The 16,851-nt window shown below is 68.9% G+C and carries 12 protein-coding genes; 4 read left to right on the top strand and 8 right to left on the bottom strand.

What is annotated here, in order from left to right:
• Nucleotides 1-15 precede the first annotated feature (15 nt).
• Both ACLJRL_RS31690 and ACLJRL_RS31685 read right to left on the bottom strand, forming a co-directional pair.
• Nucleotides 16-1,548: an ArnT family glycosyltransferase gene (locus ACLJRL_RS31690; RefSeq protein WP_410659999.1), complete on the bottom strand. Its 1,533-nt coding sequence runs from the start codon at nt 1,546-1,548 to the stop codon at nt 16-18.
• 138 nt (nt 1,549-1,686) lie between these two features.
• Nucleotides 1,687-2,202, bottom strand: coding sequence for a DUF402 domain-containing protein (locus ACLJRL_RS31685; protein WP_410659998.1), 516 nt, complete (start codon nt 2,200-2,202; stop codon nt 1,687-1,689).
• 145 nt (nt 2,203-2,347) lie between these two features.
• On the opposite strand from ACLJRL_RS31685, the gene ACLJRL_RS31680 reads away from it, so the two are divergent.
• Both ACLJRL_RS31680 and uvrB read left to right on the top strand, forming a co-directional pair.
• Nucleotides 2,348-3,634 (top strand): DUF5685 family protein, encoded by a 1,287-nt coding sequence (locus tag ACLJRL_RS31680; protein WP_410659997.1) that lies wholly within the window; start codon nt 2,348-2,350, stop codon nt 3,632-3,634.
• A 54-nt stretch (nt 3,635-3,688) separates the two neighbouring features.
• Complete coding sequence (gene uvrB, locus ACLJRL_RS31675) at nt 3,689-5,845, top strand: excinuclease ABC subunit UvrB (protein WP_410659996.1); 2,157 nt, start codon at nt 3,689-3,691, stop codon at nt 5,843-5,845.
• Between the two features lie 84 nt (nt 5,846-5,929).
• On the opposite strand, the gene ACLJRL_RS31670 is transcribed toward uvrB, so the two are convergent.
• The 5 genes from ACLJRL_RS31670 to ACLJRL_RS31650 all read right to left on the bottom strand — a co-directional run bounded on the left by ACLJRL_RS31670 (nt 5,930) and on the right by ACLJRL_RS31650 (nt 12,782).
• On the bottom strand, nt 5,930-7,339 hold the full coding sequence (locus tag ACLJRL_RS31670) for a S28 family serine protease (RefSeq protein ID WP_410659995.1): 1,410 nt from the start codon (nt 7,337-7,339) through the stop codon (nt 5,930-5,932).
• Between the two features lie 103 nt (nt 7,340-7,442).
• Nucleotides 7,443-8,213, bottom strand: coding sequence for an enoyl-CoA hydratase/isomerase family protein (locus ACLJRL_RS31665; protein WP_410659994.1), 771 nt, complete (start codon nt 8,211-8,213; stop codon nt 7,443-7,445).
• A 44-nt stretch (nt 8,214-8,257) separates the two neighbouring features.
• The gene (locus ACLJRL_RS31660) at nt 8,258-8,680 is read right to left on the bottom strand and encodes a hypothetical protein (protein WP_410659993.1); all 423 of its coding nucleotides are present in this window, start codon (nt 8,678-8,680) and stop codon (nt 8,258-8,260) included.
• Between the two features lie 258 nt (nt 8,681-8,938).
• On the bottom strand, nt 8,939-9,898 hold the full coding sequence (locus ACLJRL_RS31655; protein ID WP_410659992.1) for an ABC transporter permease: 960 nt from the start codon (nt 9,896-9,898) through the stop codon (nt 8,939-8,941).
• The gene (locus tag ACLJRL_RS31650; protein ID WP_410659991.1) at nt 9,891-12,782 is read right to left on the bottom strand and encodes an alpha/beta fold hydrolase; all 2,892 of its coding nucleotides are present in this window, start codon (nt 12,780-12,782) and stop codon (nt 9,891-9,893) included. The genes ACLJRL_RS31655 and ACLJRL_RS31650 overlap by 8 nt, the downstream gene beginning before the upstream one ends.
• Before the next feature lie 337 nt (nt 12,783-13,119).
• On the opposite strand from ACLJRL_RS31650, the gene ACLJRL_RS31645 reads away from it, so the two are divergent.
• Complete coding sequence (locus tag ACLJRL_RS31645) at nt 13,120-14,094, top strand: TerC family protein (RefSeq protein WP_410659990.1); 975 nt, start codon at nt 13,120-13,122, stop codon at nt 14,092-14,094.
• A 30-nt stretch (nt 14,095-14,124) separates the two neighbouring features.
• Nucleotides 14,125-16,095, top strand: coding sequence for a S9 family peptidase (locus ACLJRL_RS31640; RefSeq protein ID WP_410659989.1), 1,971 nt, complete (start codon nt 14,125-14,127; stop codon nt 16,093-16,095).
• A gap of 77 nt (nt 16,096-16,172) precedes the next feature.
• Here the strand turns inward: ACLJRL_RS31640 and ACLJRL_RS31635 are convergent, their stop codons facing one another.
• Nucleotides 16,173-16,829: an RES family NAD+ phosphorylase gene (locus tag ACLJRL_RS31635; RefSeq protein ID WP_410659988.1), complete on the bottom strand. Its 657-nt coding sequence runs from the start codon at nt 16,827-16,829 to the stop codon at nt 16,173-16,175.
• Nucleotides 16,830-16,851 lie beyond the last annotated feature (22 nt).

The raw sequence follows: 16,851 nt of genomic DNA, 5'->3' as shown, positions 1-16,851 counted from the left end.
GAGGACCGGCGGCGCTCAGAAGCCCCAATCCTCGAGCGACGGCCATATCTCGTCCCAGGTTCCGTTCCGGCCGGTCGCCAGCCAGATCTTCATGCCCTGACTTACATTCCGGACCCCGGCCCGGTTGTCGAGGGCGCCGGCCTCGCGCACTTCCGTGAAGTGCGGCACAAGCACGGAAGGGTCGTTCCCGACGAACAGGATGTCCCGCGCCGATTCCGGCGGCCTCGGCAGCGTCGAGTAGCCGCGGTTGGGGCTCGACGGCGACGGCAGCCCCAGCTCCGGTCCATAGTGGTCGATCGCGCTCGCTTGCCAGTACTTCGCCGCGACGATCCCGGTCCGCGCCGGATCGGGTACGCCGCGGTAGACCTGCGCCACCGATTCCGTGATCTCCCGCCAGCCGATCTCCTCGTCGGCGAAGATCGGCCGCGCCCAGGCCGGGGTGACCGCCACGGACGCCTGCGGAACGAGCGGAAGCGCTTGCGGGATCGCGATCGCCGCGGCCACGACGAACACCGGCCAGGTGGTGAGCCACCGCCACCCTTTCGCGGCCTGGCCGGCCTCGATCTCGACGGCGGCCGCCGCGAACAGCGGGGCGAACATCCCGGCCGCGTAGTAGTAGCGCCCGTTGGCCACGAGGAACACGGCGAGCACGCCGATCGCCGTCCAGCCGAGGAACCGGTACGGCCTCAGCCGCTCGGACCGCAGCAGCCGCCACAGGCCGTAGGAGACCAGGATCAATCCGATCGGAAAGCCCGCGCTCACCACGAGAGTGGGGAGGAACAGGGCCCGGCCGCCCCAGCCGACCGAGACCTCCTGGGAGATCGCCGAGCCCATCGCCAGTTGCGGCCACCCGTTCGCGGCCTGCCAGAGCAGGGTGGGCGCGATCATCGCGGCGGCGATCAGCGCGCCGATCCACAGCGCCGGGCGGCGGATCAGGTCACGAGGACCGAGGACGACCACCGCGGCCAGCGCGACGACCCAGAACGCGCCGATGAGGAACTTCGTGTTCAACGCGAGCCCCGTCACCACTCCGCCCCAGATCAGGAGGCCGTCCGCCCTGGTCCGGACCCAGCGGACGAGCAGCCAGATCAGCAGCGTCCACAGGAACGGGTCGATGGTGTTCGTCGCCAGGTAGTGCCCGCTGCCGAGCATCTGGGTGGACACCGCGAAGGCCGCCGCCGAGATCAGCTGCGCCTTGCGGCCGCCGCCCAGTTCCCGCGCGATCAACGCCGTCAGGACGACACTCGCGGCCATCGCCAGCATCGCCGGAATCCGCAGGACGAACGGGGAATCGGCGCCGAACGCGTCCATCAGGCGCGCCAGGAGCGGCAAAAGCGGCGGCTGGTCGGCATACCCCCAGTCCAGATGCCGGCCGGCCGCCAGGAAGTACAGCTCGTCCCCGAAATACCCGTAGCGCCCGGCGGTCGCGGCCAGCACCGCGCCCATCGCCCCGGCGACCGCCAGCACCGGGGCCTTCGCGAACGCCGGGACCTCGGCCGGCACTCGCTCCCCGTACCGTCCTCGGACCCCTTCGGTCTCGACGACCATGGGTTCCGCCCCCTCTCGATCGGATTCGTTCGTGATCGAGAGTCCCGCAACGGCGCTGGGGGAGCGTCCTTCGGTCGGACAGTATGTTTCAGTCGAGGGGATGAGGCAGTGTCAACCGATCGATGGATGCGGGCGGTTTCAGTGCCGCCGCCAGCCCAGCGTGATGTCCTTTGTGGACAGCCAAGCCCGCAGGTCGTGGCCGTGCGTGGCCAGCCCGTCCACGGTCGTGTGACTGATCCTGAGCGCGCGATCGCCGTCGGCGGGGGACAGCAGGCCCGAGGTGACGGCGTCGAGGAGTTCGTCGGTGTCGATCACCTGGACGGAGTCCTTGTCCCGCAGGACGAGGTCGAGGTAGAGATCGGTGGCGACCCACACCCCGCCTTCGCGGCGGATGTCGACGACGTCGAGGTAGAAGTCCTGATCACGTTCATGGCCGGGGTTGAACCAGAAGTCGGTGATCCGCAGGCCCAGCTCCGGCAGCAGCCAGGATTCGAGGTAGTGGAACTGCGTGCGCCCCGGGGTCGGCCTGGCCATGTACAGCCCGAAGGACTCCTCGCGGTATTCCTCGACGTCCCTCACAACGCCCTTGGGGTCGGTGTTGGTCTTCGTGGCCGGGTCGAAGTACTCGACCTTCGGCGGGTGCAGCGCGGTCATGCGCCCATCTTGGAAGGCCACGGCGTCCGCGAACACCGCCCAACCGGGTGGACGATCACGGTTACGTCGTTCCGCGGGAGTAGCGCCGCGACGGCGGATAGGGTGCGTTGGTTCCGCTGTACGGGTGATTCGGGGGAGACCACGCATGTTCGGGATCATCAGGCCGTGCCGTCACCGGCTTTCCGACGGCCTGCACGCTGAGTGGCTCGCCCACCTCTGCGGCCTCTGCCTGGCGCTGCGCGACGAACACGGCCAGCTCGCGCGGATGGTCACCAACTACGACGGCCTGATCATCTCCGCGCTGGTCGAAGCCCAGTCGCCGCGTGCGGAGGGGCGCCGGGACGCCGGGCCGTGCCCGCTTCGGGCGATGAAGGGGACTTCGGTCGCACAGGGCGGTGGTGCCCAGCTCGCGGCGGCGGTCTCCCTGGTGCTGGCCTCGGCCAAGATCAGTGACCACGTCGAGGACCGTGACGGCGCCTTCGCGCGGCGGTCGGTCGCCGTCGCCGCACGCCGGGTGGCCACCCGCTGGGCGGACCAGGGGAGCCGGACCGGTATCCGGATCGGCTTCGACACCGCGGTCCTGACCGAGGCCGTGGACCGGCAGGGCGAGATCGAAAGCGCCGTCCGGCTGGGTGATTCGGCGGTGCTCGCCACCGAACCTGCCGAGCTGGCCACGTCGGCCGCGTTCGCCCATACCGCCGTGCTGGCCGGGCGTCCGGAGAACGCCGTGCCGCTGGCCGAGGCCGGGCGGCTGTTCGGCCGGGCCGCACACCTGCTCGACGCCGTCGAGGACCTCGCCGAGGACGAGGCGGCCGGGGCGTGGAACCCGCTCACGGCCACCGGCACCGGGCTCGCCGAGGCACGACGGCTGTGCGACGACGCCGTGCTCGGCGTCGAACTCGCGTTGCGTGAGGTGCGGTTCGACCAGCCCACGCTCGTGCACGCCCTGCTGGTGCACGAACTGCGCCAGGCCGTCCGGCGCGCCTTCGGCCACGGCCACCTCGGGCTTGGGGATGGACATGGGCACGGCCCGCAGCAGCCGCCGCCGGGCTGGATCGGACCCGGACCGCGGCCGCAGCAGTATCCCCACCAGCAGCACCCGCCCCAGCAGTACCCGCAGGGCGGCTACCAGGCGCCGCCGCCGGGCGCCCCCGGCGGCGGCGGCCCGCCCCAGGAGCCGCCGAAGAAGAAGGGGAAGCACGGCGGGCCGCCGGTCGACGGTCAGGGCGGTGGGTGCTGGGTGCCGAAGTTCCGGGTCCCGCCCAAACCGCGGAACTTCTTCTTCGGCTGCGCGGTGGCCACCTACATGTGCTGCTCCTGCCAGGTCTGCTGCCGGGACCCGTTCCCCGGTCCGTGGAGCGGCAAGCCCCGCGAAAGCTGTGACTGCGACTGTGACTGTTGTGACTGCTGTTCCTGCTGTGACTGTTCCTGAGCCGCTGACCAGGCGGACCGGAAACTGTCGGACCCAGCGCCTACTCTGGTCGTCGTGGCTTTCGCAACCGAACACCCCGTGCTCGCTCAATCGGATCACCGCCCGGTCACCGACGTCCCCCGGACCGGCGGCCGGTTCGAAGTGGTCAGCGACTACAAGCCCGCCGGTGACCAGCCGGCGGCCATCGACGACCTCGAACGCCGCGTCAACGCGGGCGAGCGGGACGTCGTGCTCCTGGGCGCCACGGGTACCGGTAAGTCGGCGACGACGGCCTGGCTGATCGAGCGCGTCCAGCGGCCGACGCTGGTGATGGCGCCGAACAAGACGCTGGCCGCGCAGCTGGCGAACGAGCTGAAGGAGCTGTTCCCGCACAACGCGGTCGAATATTTCGTCAGCTACTACGACTACTACCAGCCCGAGGCGTACATCGCGCAGACGGACACCTACATCGAGAAGGACTCGTCGATCAACGACGACGTCGAGCGGCTGCGGCACTCGGCGACGATGAACCTGTTGTCCCGGCGTGACGTCATCGTGGTCGCGAGTGTCTCTTGCATCTACGGTCTCGGCACCCCGCAGTCGTACCTCGACAGGTCCTCGAAGCTGAAGGTCGGCGAGCAGCTCGACCGCGACGTCTTCCTCCGCGCGTTGGTGGACGTGCAGTACTCCCGCAACGACATCGCGTTCGCGCGCGGCACGTTCCGCGCCCGCGGCGACACGGTCGAGATCATCCCGGCGTACGAGGAACTGGCGATCCGCGTCGAGTTCTTCGGCGACGAGATCGAGAAGCTGTACTACCTGCACCCGCTCACCGGCGACATCGTGAAAGAGGTCGACGAGGTCCGGATCTTCCCGGCGACGCACTATGCCGCGGGCCCCGAGCGGATGGAGAAGGCGATCCACAGTATCGAGGCAGAGCTGGAGCATCGGCTCGCGGAGCTGGACAAGCAGGGCAAGCTGCTCGAGGCGCAGCGGCTGCGGATGCGCACCGCCTACGACATCGAGATGATGCGCCAGGTCGGGTTCTGCTCGGGTATCGAGAACTACTCGCGGCATATCGACGGCCGCGCCGCCGGAACCGCGCCCGCCACCCTGATCGACTACTTCCCGGAAGACTTCCTGCTGGTCATCGACGAGTCGCACCAGACGGTCCCGCAGATCGGCGGGATGTTCGAAGGCGACATGTCGCGCAAGCGGAACCTGGTCGAGTTCGGCTTCCGGCTGCCCAGCGCGGTCGATAACCGCCCGCTGACCTGGGAGGAGTTCACTGACCGGATCGGGCAGACGGTGTACCTGTCCGCGACGCCGGGGCCGTACGAGATGGGCCAGGCGGGCGGTGAGTTCGTCGAGCAGGTCATCCGGCCGACCGGCCTGGTCGACCCGAAGGTGGTCGTGAAGCCCACCGAGGGCCAGATCGACGACCTGGTGCACGAGATCCGCGAGCGGGCCGAGAAGGACGAGCGCGTCCTGGTCACCACGCTCACCAAGAAGATGTCCGAGGACCTCACCGACTACCTGCTGGAGCTGGGAATCCGGGTGCGGTATCTGCACTCTGAGGTGGACACGCTGCGCCGGATCGAGCTGCTGCGGCAGTTGCGCGCGGGCGATTTCGACGTGCTCGTCGGCATCAACCTGCTCCGTGAGGGTCTCGACCTGCCCGAGGTGTCGCTGGTAGCGATCCTCGACGCGGATAAGGAAGGCTTCCTCCGAAGCGGCACTTCGCTGATCCAGACGATCGGCCGTGCGGCGCGAAACGTGTCGGGCGAGGTGCACATGTACGCCGACAAGATCACCGCCTCGATGCAGCACGCGATCGACGAGACCGACCGCCGCCGCGAGAAGCAGGTCGCCTACAACGTGGAGCGCGGGGTCGACCCGCAGCCCCTGCGGAAGAAGATCGCCGACATCCTGGACCGCGTCTACAGCGAGGCCGAGGACTCGGAGTCCGTCGCCGTCGGCGGTTCGGGCCGGAACTCGTCGCGGGGCAAGAAGCCCGAGCAGGGCGACCGCGTGCGCAGCTCCGGGATGCTGGCCGACAAGGACGTCTCCGGGATGCCGCGCGCCCAGCTGGCGGATCTCATCCAGCAGATGACCGAGCAGATGATGCAGGCCGCGCGCGACCTGCAGTTCGAACTGGCCGCCCGGCTGCGCGACGAGGTCTCGGACCTCAAGAAGGAACTCCGCGGAATGGACGCCGCAGGTATCAAATAGCCGCGTTTAGTCCTCTAGTTGCGGTCCTTGCGTGTGCAACTACCGCAACTAGAGGACGAAACGCATGGGTTCAAACGCAGGGTTTCAGAGACGCGGCCGGTTCAGCAGGGTCAGGTCCGCGTCGAAGTCCGGGAACTCGGCCGGCACCGAACGCGTGGTCACACCGGTCGTGACCGGCGGAAGACCGGCCCACCGCCGTACGGTGTTCGTCGCCTCAGCGGCCTGGGCCGCCGGGAGCTGCGCGATCCGCGAGCCGTGGTTCCCGCCGGGCACGGTGTAGCTGTAGGAATCCTTGGAGCCGAAGCCCAGCTCGAACGGTTCGGCACTCCACGGGTCGTTCTCGCCGTAGACGTACAGCAGCCGCTTTCCCTGCGTCTTCACCCAGAAGTCGATGTCCGGCATCGCCAGATGGTCGAACCGCGGGATGTCGACCGACTTCGGCACGAACGACCGCGACGTGTTCCTGCCCGGGTAGCGCAGGACGTCCCGGAGGTAGTTCTCGTAGGACTCCGGAGCACCGAGCTGGTACGACGCCTGGAAGTAGTAGGGGACGTAGCCGCCGAGGTTCTGATCGGAGTACGTGTTGAGGCTTTCGACGCGTTCGAACCAGGCGTAGATCTCGGTCGCCGGGCCGCCGGCCTTCGGGACCGTCGCGCAGTCCGCCTGCTTCTGGTACTGCCAGAAGGCGAAGTGCGAGTCGATCACCGAGATCTCCAGCGAGACGTCCGCCGAGCCGACGATCGAGAACGTGTAGCCGTTCTTCGCCGCGTCGGCCGCGGCGAGCGCCGCGAACTCGGACCGCCGCGTCAGCACGTCGCGCTGGATCGCCTTCAGCGCCGAGCGGCAGGCGGGATCGTTGCCGACGCCTCCGAGAAACCGGTTGTAGCGGTCGTGGGAGTTGATGACGTCGTTGGGCGCGACGTAGGGGATCGTCGCGTCGACGTCGTTCGGGAAGAACCTACGGAAGTAGGTCGCCGTCATCCCGCCCTTGCTGCCGCCGGTGGCCAGCCACTTGCCCGGGTAGATCCGCTTGAACGCCTCGACGGCGCGGTGCTGGTCGGCGGCGGCCTGCCAGATCGTCAGCTGCTTGCCCCAGTCCGGCCGGTCCGGCCTCGACGGGGTGAAGTACCGGTACTCCATCGAAAGCTGGTTGCCGTCGACGATCTGGGTCGGCTCGGAGCGGTTGGGCGATTCCGACACGTTGTACCCGCTCGTGAACACCACGGTCGGCGCCCGGAACTCCTTGTGCAGCAAGGTGAATCGCTGCTGGAAGGTGCCGGCCGACGGCCTGCGGTGGTCGGCGGGCTGGGTGAAGGTGAGCTTGAAGAACCGGTAGCCGGTGGGTGCCGGGTTCTCCGAGACGACGGTCAGGCCGGGTATCCGGCCGAGCGCGTCCTTGATGTCCTCGGGTGCCGCCTGCGCGGCCGGGGTCAGCCCGGCCAGCGCGAGAACCGTAACCACCAGTACCGACCACGCGCCCGCGAACTTCCGCATCCGTGCCCTCCCCATCGCCGACCTGTTCAGCGGACGGATACTCACAGAGTCCCCGCCGGTGGGCAATCGGCTATCCGGAGTCCGTCCCGGTGACCGGGACGCGTCACTTGCCGCCGCTGAGCACCCGGTCGACGTAGGCCGTGATGGACGCGAGCGCCTCGGGGGAGCTCCACAGTTCGAGGACGTGGGCGTCGTCGCCGGTGCGGTGTTCGGCGATCCGCTCGTGGAACGGCCGGTGCAGCTGCGCCTTCGTGTGCGCGTACGCGGCCGCCGGGATCTCGGCGAGTTTCCTGGCCACTTCCAGCGCCCGCGGCAGCACGGTCCCCGGGTCGGTCACCTCGTTCACCAGGCCGAGCCGCAGCGCGTCGTCGGGCAGATGCGTCTCGCCGAGGAACGCGAGTTCGGCGACGACGTCCGCGCCGAACCCGGACCGCAGGACCTCCAGTGCCGCCAACGGGAACGGCACGCCGACGAGCAGTTCGGTGATCCCGATCCGGCTCGGTCCCGAGGAGAGGATCCGGCGGTCGCACGCGGCGGCGAGCACCGCCCCGCCGGCGATCGCGTGGCCGTTGAGGGCCGCGATCACCGGGCCGGGGAAGCCGAACACCGAGAGGAACGCGTCCGACAGCGCGGGCAGGAACTCGTCGACGTAGCCCGCGCCGCCGTCGCGCACCCGGCGCAGGTCGACGCCCGCGGAGAAGATGTTCCCGGAGCCGGTCAGCACGACACCGCGATAGCCGCCGAGCTGGACGTCTTCGAGCCGGACGATCAGTTCCCGGCAGAACTCGGTGTCGAGGGTGTTCGCCTTGCCGTGCTGCAGGGTGACGACGGCGATTCCGCCTTCGTCGTCCACGCGGATCGAAGAGGTGGCCATGAGCCCGACCGTACCCGAGCCCGCGAAGATCTACAGTGGACCGATCAGTCCTTCAGGCGCAGGGTGACCGTCGGGCTGAAGGACCGTTTGCGGTTCCAGCCGGTCTCGGCGCCGATGCTCAGCTGAATGGCCCTGTCGGCGGGAGCCCAGTAACCCGTGCGGACGAAGTAGGCGTCCATCGCGCACAGCCTGCTGCAGGACTTGCGGTTGCAGATCGTCTCCCAGCCCCACTGCCTGCCGCTCTCTTCGACGCCGTTGCGGCGGACGAACAGGTGCGGGTTGCCGATGTCGCCGCAGTAGGCGCTGCCCTCTGAGATGTAGAGGACCCCGTCGATCTTGTAGAACCGCTTGTTGTCGAGGAGCGTCACCTGGCCCGAAGCGGCGAATCCGACCCGGCCGCCCTTTCCCGCGCTCATGGTCCAAGCAACAGAGAATTCCTGGACCGGGATCTCGATCGACTGGGTCATGGTGACGTCCCCGCTTTCTCTTTCGCGTCGGCACCTTTCCCTGAAGATAAGGATTTCTCGGAGGCCATCGAAGATGAAAGGGAACTTTTCACCCAATGAGTCGATGATCGGAAAATCAATGTTCGCATGCGCATGAATCACCGCATTTCACCGCTAATGGGTGAAGGTCGCCACGGGCAGTGAAAACCGAGGCCCACCAAGGAAGAGTATTTCGTCTTCCCGGTGGGCCCCGGCGGGTTGTTCAGTGCGGAAACGCTGTCAGCTGGTGATGTCCTTCGTCGCGAACCGGCGGCCGGCGAGGAGGAAGAACACCGTGCCGTACAACGTCGCGGACAACATGCCGCTCGCCATGTTCGTCCAGTCGATGTCGGTCGAGATCAGATCCATCCACGAGAACGCGAAATGCGTCGGCAGGTAATCCCGCAGCCCTTCCAGCGCGGTGATCTGGTCGAGGATCTGCGAAACGATCGCGACGATCACCGCACCGCCGACGGCGCCGAGAGGGGCGTCGGTGGCGACCGAAAGCAGCATCGCCAGGCCGGCCACCCAGGCCAGCTGCAGGATGATGTAGATCGTCGCCAGCCCCATGGCGATGAGACTGTCGCCGAACGACACCGCGTCCCCGGTCGGGCTGATCGCGTCACCCGCGCCGTACCAGATGACGCCGACGATCAGCGACACCAACGGCAGCAAGATCAGCGCCACCGCCGACAGGATCCCCGAGACGATCGCCTTCTGCCGCAGCACCCGGTGCCGGGGGACCGGCATCGCGAGCAGGTACTTCAGGCTCGACCACGACGCCTCGCTCGCGATCGTGTCGCCGTAGAACAGCGCCACGATCATCGGCAGCAGGAACGTCCCGGAGACGAACAGCGCGAGCACCACGAAGTTCGGCGCGCTCGCGGTGGCGAGGTCGACGAAACCGCCACTGCGGCGGTTCGGGTTGGACTGTCCGATCTCGAACGCGATCACCAGGATGAACGGCAGCAGCGCGACGAAACCCAGCATGAGCTGGGTCCGCCGTCGTTTGAGCTGCCGTTTCAGTTCGACGCTGAGCCTCAGCGTCCGCTCGGCGCGGTAGCCGGCGACGGCGCCGTCCGGGCCGACCTCGGTCCGTTCGTGCGACGCGACCTCGGTCAACTCCAGCAGCGCGGCCGGGTCGGTGTGCACGCCGTGATCCGCCCGGGTCACCGGGCCGGAACCATTGGTCTTACTCACCCTTCGAGTCCTCTCCGACCAGCTGCAGGAACGCGTCTTCCAGACGACGCCTCGGCCCGGCCTGGTCGACCGCGACCCCGGCCCGCACGAGTGCGGCGACCGCTTCGGCGCGGGCGAGACCGTCCAGGTCCGCGTGGACCAGTTCACCTTCGACGTCGACGCCGGAAACGCCGCCGACCTTGCGCAGCGCTTCGGCCGCTTCGGCGGGCTTGTCGACGCGGAACGTCGCCTCGCCGCTGGAAGCCGCGAGTTCGCCGACCTCGCCCGAGGCGACAAGCATGCCGCGGTGCATCACGACCACGTGCGTACAGGTCTGCTCGACCTCGGCCAGCAGGTGGCTCGACACCACCACGGTGCGCCCGGTCGCCGCGTAGCGCTGGAGCACCTCGCGCATCTGGTGGATCTGGGGCGGGTCGAGCCCGTTGGTCGGTTCGTCGAGCACCATGAGCTCCGGGAGGCCGAGCATCGCCTGCGCGATCGCGAGCCGCTGCCGCATGCCCTGGCTGTAGGTGCGGACCCGCCGGTTCACGGCGTCGCCGAGCCCGGCGATCTCCAGTGCCTCGGCGAAATGCGCCCTCTCGGCCGGACGGCCCGTGCTCGCCCAGTACAGCGCGAGGTTCTCCTTGCCGGACAGGTGCGGGAGGAAGCCCGAACCCTCCACGAAGGACCCGATCCGGGACAGCACCGGCGCGCCGGGCGCGATCAGGTGGCCGAACACGCGGATGTGGCCCGCCGACGGCGTGATCAGCCCCATCAGCATGCGCAGGGTCGTCGTCTTGCCCGCGCCGTTGGGCCCGAGCAGGCCGAGGACCTGGCCGGGTTCGACCCGGAACGACAGGTCCTTCACCGCGACGAATCCGCCCGCGTAGGACTTGTGCAGGCCTTCGATCACCAGCGGCGTCTTCGCCAGGCTCTCGTCGACGTCGTGTGCGCGGCGGCGGCGGAACGCGGCGATCACCGCGATCGCGATGCCCGCGAGCAGTGTGCCCACGATCCCGAGCAGTTGCCCGGTGGGCGCTCCCGCGCCGACCGACGTACCCGGGACGACCGGGACGCCGAGCTGTCCGCCCTCGGCCAGCGCGATGCGGAACACCGCGGGCTCGACCGGCGTCGCGAACGCCTGGTCGGTGGTACCGACGACCAGCCTGAGCGAATGCCCGGCCTCCAGCGGCCGCACGATGCCCGGCAGGGTCACCGTCACCTCGACCGGGCTGCCGTCGGCGGGCAGACCGGAGACGCGGAACGGTGCGACGGCGTTCGCCGGAAGCGTGCGTACGCCTTCGGAGTTGACGTCGTAGAGCTTCGCGAACAGGACGGCTTCACCCCGCGGCGCGGTCGTCGCCGGATCCGCCGAAACCTGGAGGCGGACCGTCGACGAACCGGCCACGATCGTCTGCGCGTCGAGCGGTTGCGTGGTGAACTGCGCGGCCTGGCCGGGCGGGTCCACGCTGAACAGCCCGGACAGCCGGGACGAGCCCGCGACCGCGCCGTTGAGACCGGGGATCCCGCTGATCGCGGCGGGGTTGCCGCCGGCGGGCCGGACGACCGGCTGGGCCGGACCGGCCAGCGCGAACGGCCGCCGTTCGGCCGCGTCCCCGGTGGCACCCGGGTACGCCGGTGCGGTGACCGTGCGGACCGACGGGGCGCCGTTGGCCCGCAGCGTGCCCTGGATGTCGTAGCTGAATCCGGTGCCGGGATCGGCGCCCTGGCCGGTCAGCGAGAACTTGAGGAAGTCGGCGATCTGCGCCCGCAGCTTCGTTCCCGGCTTCCCGCCGTCGTGGCCGCCGGTGTACCAGATCGTGCGGACCTTGCCGCCCGCCGCGGCGATCTGCCGGGCGGTCGCGTCGGACTGGTCCAAACCGAACAGCGTGTCGCTTTCGCCCTGCACCAGCAGGGTCGGGACGGTGATCTTGTCCGTCACGGACGAGGGGGAGACGCGGCGGAGCAGGTCCGTGGTCTTCTGGCTCGCCTTACCGGTGGTGGCGAGTTCGGTGTAGGCCTGGCAGACGTCGGCGGTGAACCGTCCACAAGGGTCGGCTTGCCCGGGCGTGGGCCGCTGGCCGCCGGGGCCACCGAGCGGAAGGGAGTCGGCGGCGGCGTCCGCCGCTCCCGCACCCTGTGCCGCACCCGATTCGCTGGTCTCGTCGCCCGCTTCGGGCGCGTCGTTGGCGGGGGAGCCGCCCTGCGCCGCACCGGAACCGGCCGAGAAGAAGATGCCCGCCCACGACCTCTTGAAGACACCGTCCGCGGCGAACGCGCCCGCCGACGGGGTGGTGGCCGACGGCGCGGCCGGGGCGGCCGCGTTGGGGAAGAGGCCCTGCGCGAGGTCGTTGTAGGTGATCACCGGCGCGATCGCGTCGACCCGCTTGTCGGTACCGGCGAGCAGCAGCGACAGCGCACCGCCGTAGGAGGCGCCGGACACGGCCACCTTCGGGTCGCCGTTCTCACTGAGCACCTCCGGACGGCTCGCGAGGTGATCGACCAGCTTCCGGGCGTCGGCGACCTCGCGGTCGGGGTCGTTCAGCGCGATCTTCCCGGTGCTGCGGCCGAAACCGCGAGCGGACCAGGCAAGGACGACGAAGCCCTTGTCGGCGAGTTCGCGGGCTTCGGTGGCGACGCTGTTCTTGTCCCCTCCGAAACCGTGGGCGAGCAGGACGGCGGGGGCCGGGGTCTGCTCGGGGACGTACATCGTCGTGTCGATGGTGACGACCTCCGACGAGCCCGGCACTTCGGGCATGTCGAGGGTCGCTTCCTGGGTTTTCACCGCGGACGGAGCGGGATCGCTGTTCGTCCACACGACGGCCGCGGCGGCCAGGACCACCACGACCGCGGCGAGCGCCGTGAGGCGGGCGCCGCGCGTTCGAGGGAGCGGGATTCGGGGCACGGAATGACCGTATTCGCCCGAAGCTGAGAACGCTTCGCCGAGCTCACGCAGAACACACAAGCGTGACGTTAGGTCGCCGTCAGAATGGGTATCTATCGTTGAAGAAGAGGTGAGTGTGACGGGAGTTACGCCACCATCTTGGTGACAAGGGCAACCTTAACTGGCGCCATGCGTACAGACAGGTCAAACTAGACCAGCTGTGAGGGGAGTATTCCTTCGCGGCGGTGTCGTCAGCACGGTGGTCTTCGCAGGCCCCCGGCACCGTCGGCCGGTTTCCATACCGGCGGAAGAGACCTCCGGTTAGTCGCTGCTGTGCACTTTCCGGAGGGTTGGTTACATGTCTGTTCCCCTGTGGCTATGGATCGCCACGGTCGGCGGTCTGCTCGCGCTGATCGCTCTCGACCTCGTCATCGTCGATCGCAAGCCGCATGAGGTGACCACCGGCGAAGCCGCGCGATGGGTCATCTTCTACGTCGCCGTGGCCGTCGCGTTCGGTATCGGTGTCTGGATCTTCGGGGGACACGACCCCGGCGTCGAGTTCTTCACCGGGTACATCACCGAGTACTCGCTGAGCGTCGACAACCTGTTCATCTTCATGATCATCATGACGTCGTTCAAGGTTCCCGCGATCCACCAGCACCGCGTGCTGCTGATCGGCATCCTGCTCGCGCTCGCCATGCGCAGTGTGTTCATCGCCGTGGGCGCCGCGCTGATCGCGCAGTTCGTCTGGGTCTTCTTCCTCTTCGGCGCCGTTCTCATCTGGACCGCGGTCAGCATGGTCCGCAACAAGGACGAGGGCGAGGAGTACGAGGAGAACGCGCTCACCCGCTGGGTGCGCAAGCTCTTCCCGGTCACCAACGAGTGGCACGGGCACAAGTCCTTCGTGAAGAAGGACGGCAAGCGCTGGATCACCCCGATGTTCCTGGTGATCGTCGCGATCGGCAGTGCGGACCTGCTGTTCGCCGTCGACTCGATCCCGGCGATCTTCGGTATCACCCAGGAGGCGTTCCTGGTCTTCACCGCCAACGCCTTCGCGCTGATGGGCCTGCGCCAGCTGTACTTCCTGCTCGGTGGCCTGGTCACCAAGCTGGTGTACCTGTCCTACGGCCTCGCGGTGATCCTCGCCTTCATCGGCGCCAAGCTGTTCCTGCACGCGCTGCACGAGTACCACGTGGTGCCGGACTGGCTGGACATCAACAACTGGGTCTCCCTCGGCGTCATCGTCGTGGTCCTGACGGTCACCACGGTGGCCAGCCTCTCGAAGGCGAAGAAGCTGGAAGCCGCGGAGCGGGAAAGTCCGGTAGGTAGTTAGAACTGCTAAGGATCGGGTACCGTCGGGGCCGTGCGTCCTGTCGACATCGAAGCCCTGACGGTCCCCGGCGCCCCGGCGCTGCGTGGAGACCTCCTGCTCACCGCTGTGAGCAGGCCCGATCTAAAGACCAATAGCTACCGCGGCGGCCTGCACCGGGTCGGCCTGGACGGCGGCGGGGAAGGGCCCTGGACTCACGGGACCAAGGACTCCGCCCCCGCCATCTCCCCGGACGGCCGGTGGGTCGCCTTCCTCCGCGTGGGGGAAGGCTCCGGTCGCGAGGCGAAGCCGCAGGTGCACGTGATCGCCGCGGCCGGCGGCGACGCGAAGCGGATCACCGACCTTCCCCTCGGAGCGGGAGCCCCGGTGTGGGCGCCCGATTCCCGCCGGATCGCCTTCGTGGCCCGCGTGCCCGAGGCGGGGCGCTACGGCACGGAGAACGAAGACGGCGAGACCCCGGAACCGGGGGAGGAAGCGCCGCGGCACATCACGAACCTCTTCTACCGGGTCGACGAGACCGGGTTCCTCAACGATCGCCCGCAGCGGCTGTTCGTCGTGGACGCCGTCGCCGCGCTTTCCGGGGCCGAACTGTTCGAAGCGACCCCGCTGACCGACGACCGCGCCGACGTCGAGCATCCTTCGTGGACGGTCGACGGCGAGTCCGTGCTGATCGTCGCGCCGCGTGACTGGGCCGTCGAGGACACCGTCCGCTCGGACGTCTACGCCGTGCCCGCCGCGGGTGGCGAACCCCGTCTGCTGGTCCGTACCCCGGGCACCGCCGCCAAGCCGGTCGCCGCACCGGATGGCTCGATCCTGTTCTACGGCACCGAATTCCCCGGCCTGGCGGAGGTCGCCCGCAATACCGGGCTGTGGAGCGCGCCGTGGCCCGCCGGTGACGAGCCGTCTTCGCCGCGGCGGTTGACCGACGTCGAATCGGTGGACTGCGACATCGCCGCCGGGGTGCCGGTCGTCCTCGGTGACGACGTACTCGTCGTGGTCCGCACGCGGGGTGCCGCCGAACTGCGCGCCGTCCCGCTCGACGCGGACCTGGCGGAGCTGAAGTCGTTGCGGCGCTTGGCGGGGGAACGCACCGCGGTGAAGGCGTTCGCCGTCGACGGCGAACGGATCGTCGCGGTGATCGGCACCCCGGAGAGTTCCGGCGACATCGTGCTGCTGCCCGAATCGGGCACTGCGGAGCCTCGCGTGCTCACGGACTACTCGAAAGCGTTGCGGGACATCGGGATCCTGCCGCTGGAAGAGCTCGACGCGACCGCGTCCGACGGCTACCCGGTGCACGGCTGGATCGTCCGCCCCGAAGGCGAGGGCCCGCATCCCGTGGTCCTGATGATCCACGGTGGACCGTTCGCGCCGTATGAATGGAAGGTCTTCGACGAGGCGCAGGTGCTCGCGGCGGCCGGCTACGCCGTCGTCCTCGGGAACCCGCGCGGTTCGGCGGGCTACGGTGAGAGCCACGGCCGCAGCATCATCGGCGGCTTCGGCACCGTCGACGCGTCGGATCTGTTGACGCTGCTGGACAAAGCGCTGGAACTGTCCAATCTGGACAGTGACCGCGTCGGCGTGATGGGCGGCTCGTACGGCGGCTACATGACCAGCTGGCTCGCCGCGCACCACGGCGGCCGGTTCCGCGCCGCGTGGAGCGAGCGTGCGGTCAACGCGTTCGACTCGTTCACCGGCAGCTCCGACATCGGCTGGTTCTTCGCCGGGGGCTACGTCGGCGACGATCCCGAAGAACAACGCAAGTGCAGCCCGCTGACCTACGCGGGCAAGATCGACATCCCGTTCATCGTCGTGCATTCGGAGCAGGACTGGCGTTGCCCGATCGAGCAGGGGCAGCGGATGTACGTGGCGCTGCGGCAGAACGGGGTCGACGCCGAGTTCCTGCTGTTCCCGGGCGAGGGTCACGAACTCACGCGCTCCGGGCAGCCGCGGCACCGGGTGCAGCGCTTCGACGCCGTGCTGGAGTGGTGGAGCCGGCACCTCTGATCTTCGGGTCACCGGATGCTATGAACGACTCGTTACTTGCAAAATTTGCAAGTAACGAGTCGTTCATAGCACGGGGATCAGCTCAACAGCGTGTAGTTCAGCTCTTCGCACACCCGGCCCAGCGGGACGTCGAGTCCCGGATGGTCCAGTGGCAGCAGGACGTCCGGCGCGATGGGCAGCGCGTCCCCGGCCGGCGGGTCCCACAGGGCGAGTGCCGGGCCGCCGGAGTCCATGGACGACCGGTACCAGACGCCGTCGAGGTCGCCGAACGCCGCGCGGATGGCGCGGGCCCAGGCCTGGGTGATCTTCTTGGGGCCGCTGGAGATCTCCTGTGAGGCGCCGACGCGGGTCGGCCAGAGGCCGGCGAGGTCGAGCAGCCGCAGCGTTCGGGTGGGCCGGACGACGACGAGGCGCGGACCGCGGGATTTGCGGTCGACCGTCGACGTGGTCTGGAAGACCTCCGCGATGCTCGTGCGCACGGTGAGCCCGAAGTACAGGACGCCGTTCCCGGGGTCGGTCACCGGACGACCGCCGCGACCGGGGGTCTGCGGGTCGAAACGGCCGTGGGGGAGCGGGCCGCTGTAGCGGAACGTGTTCCACTGCTGGGGGTGGTTGCCGTGCGCGGTGAAGATCCTGACCAGCCTGGTTCCGGGATGCACCGTCACCACGTCATCGGTGCGGTGCAGCTCCTTGACCAGGACAGAGCGTGCGGGCGGCAGAGGGAGCCGGGCCATACCTCGGTTGTCGTCCGTCCTT

This window comes from Amycolatopsis sp. lyj-112, from assembly GCF_046549055.1.
Classification (GTDB): domain Bacteria; phylum Actinomycetota; class Actinomycetes; order Mycobacteriales; family Pseudonocardiaceae; genus Amycolatopsis.
This window is presented reverse-complemented; position numbering and strand designations above follow the sequence as displayed.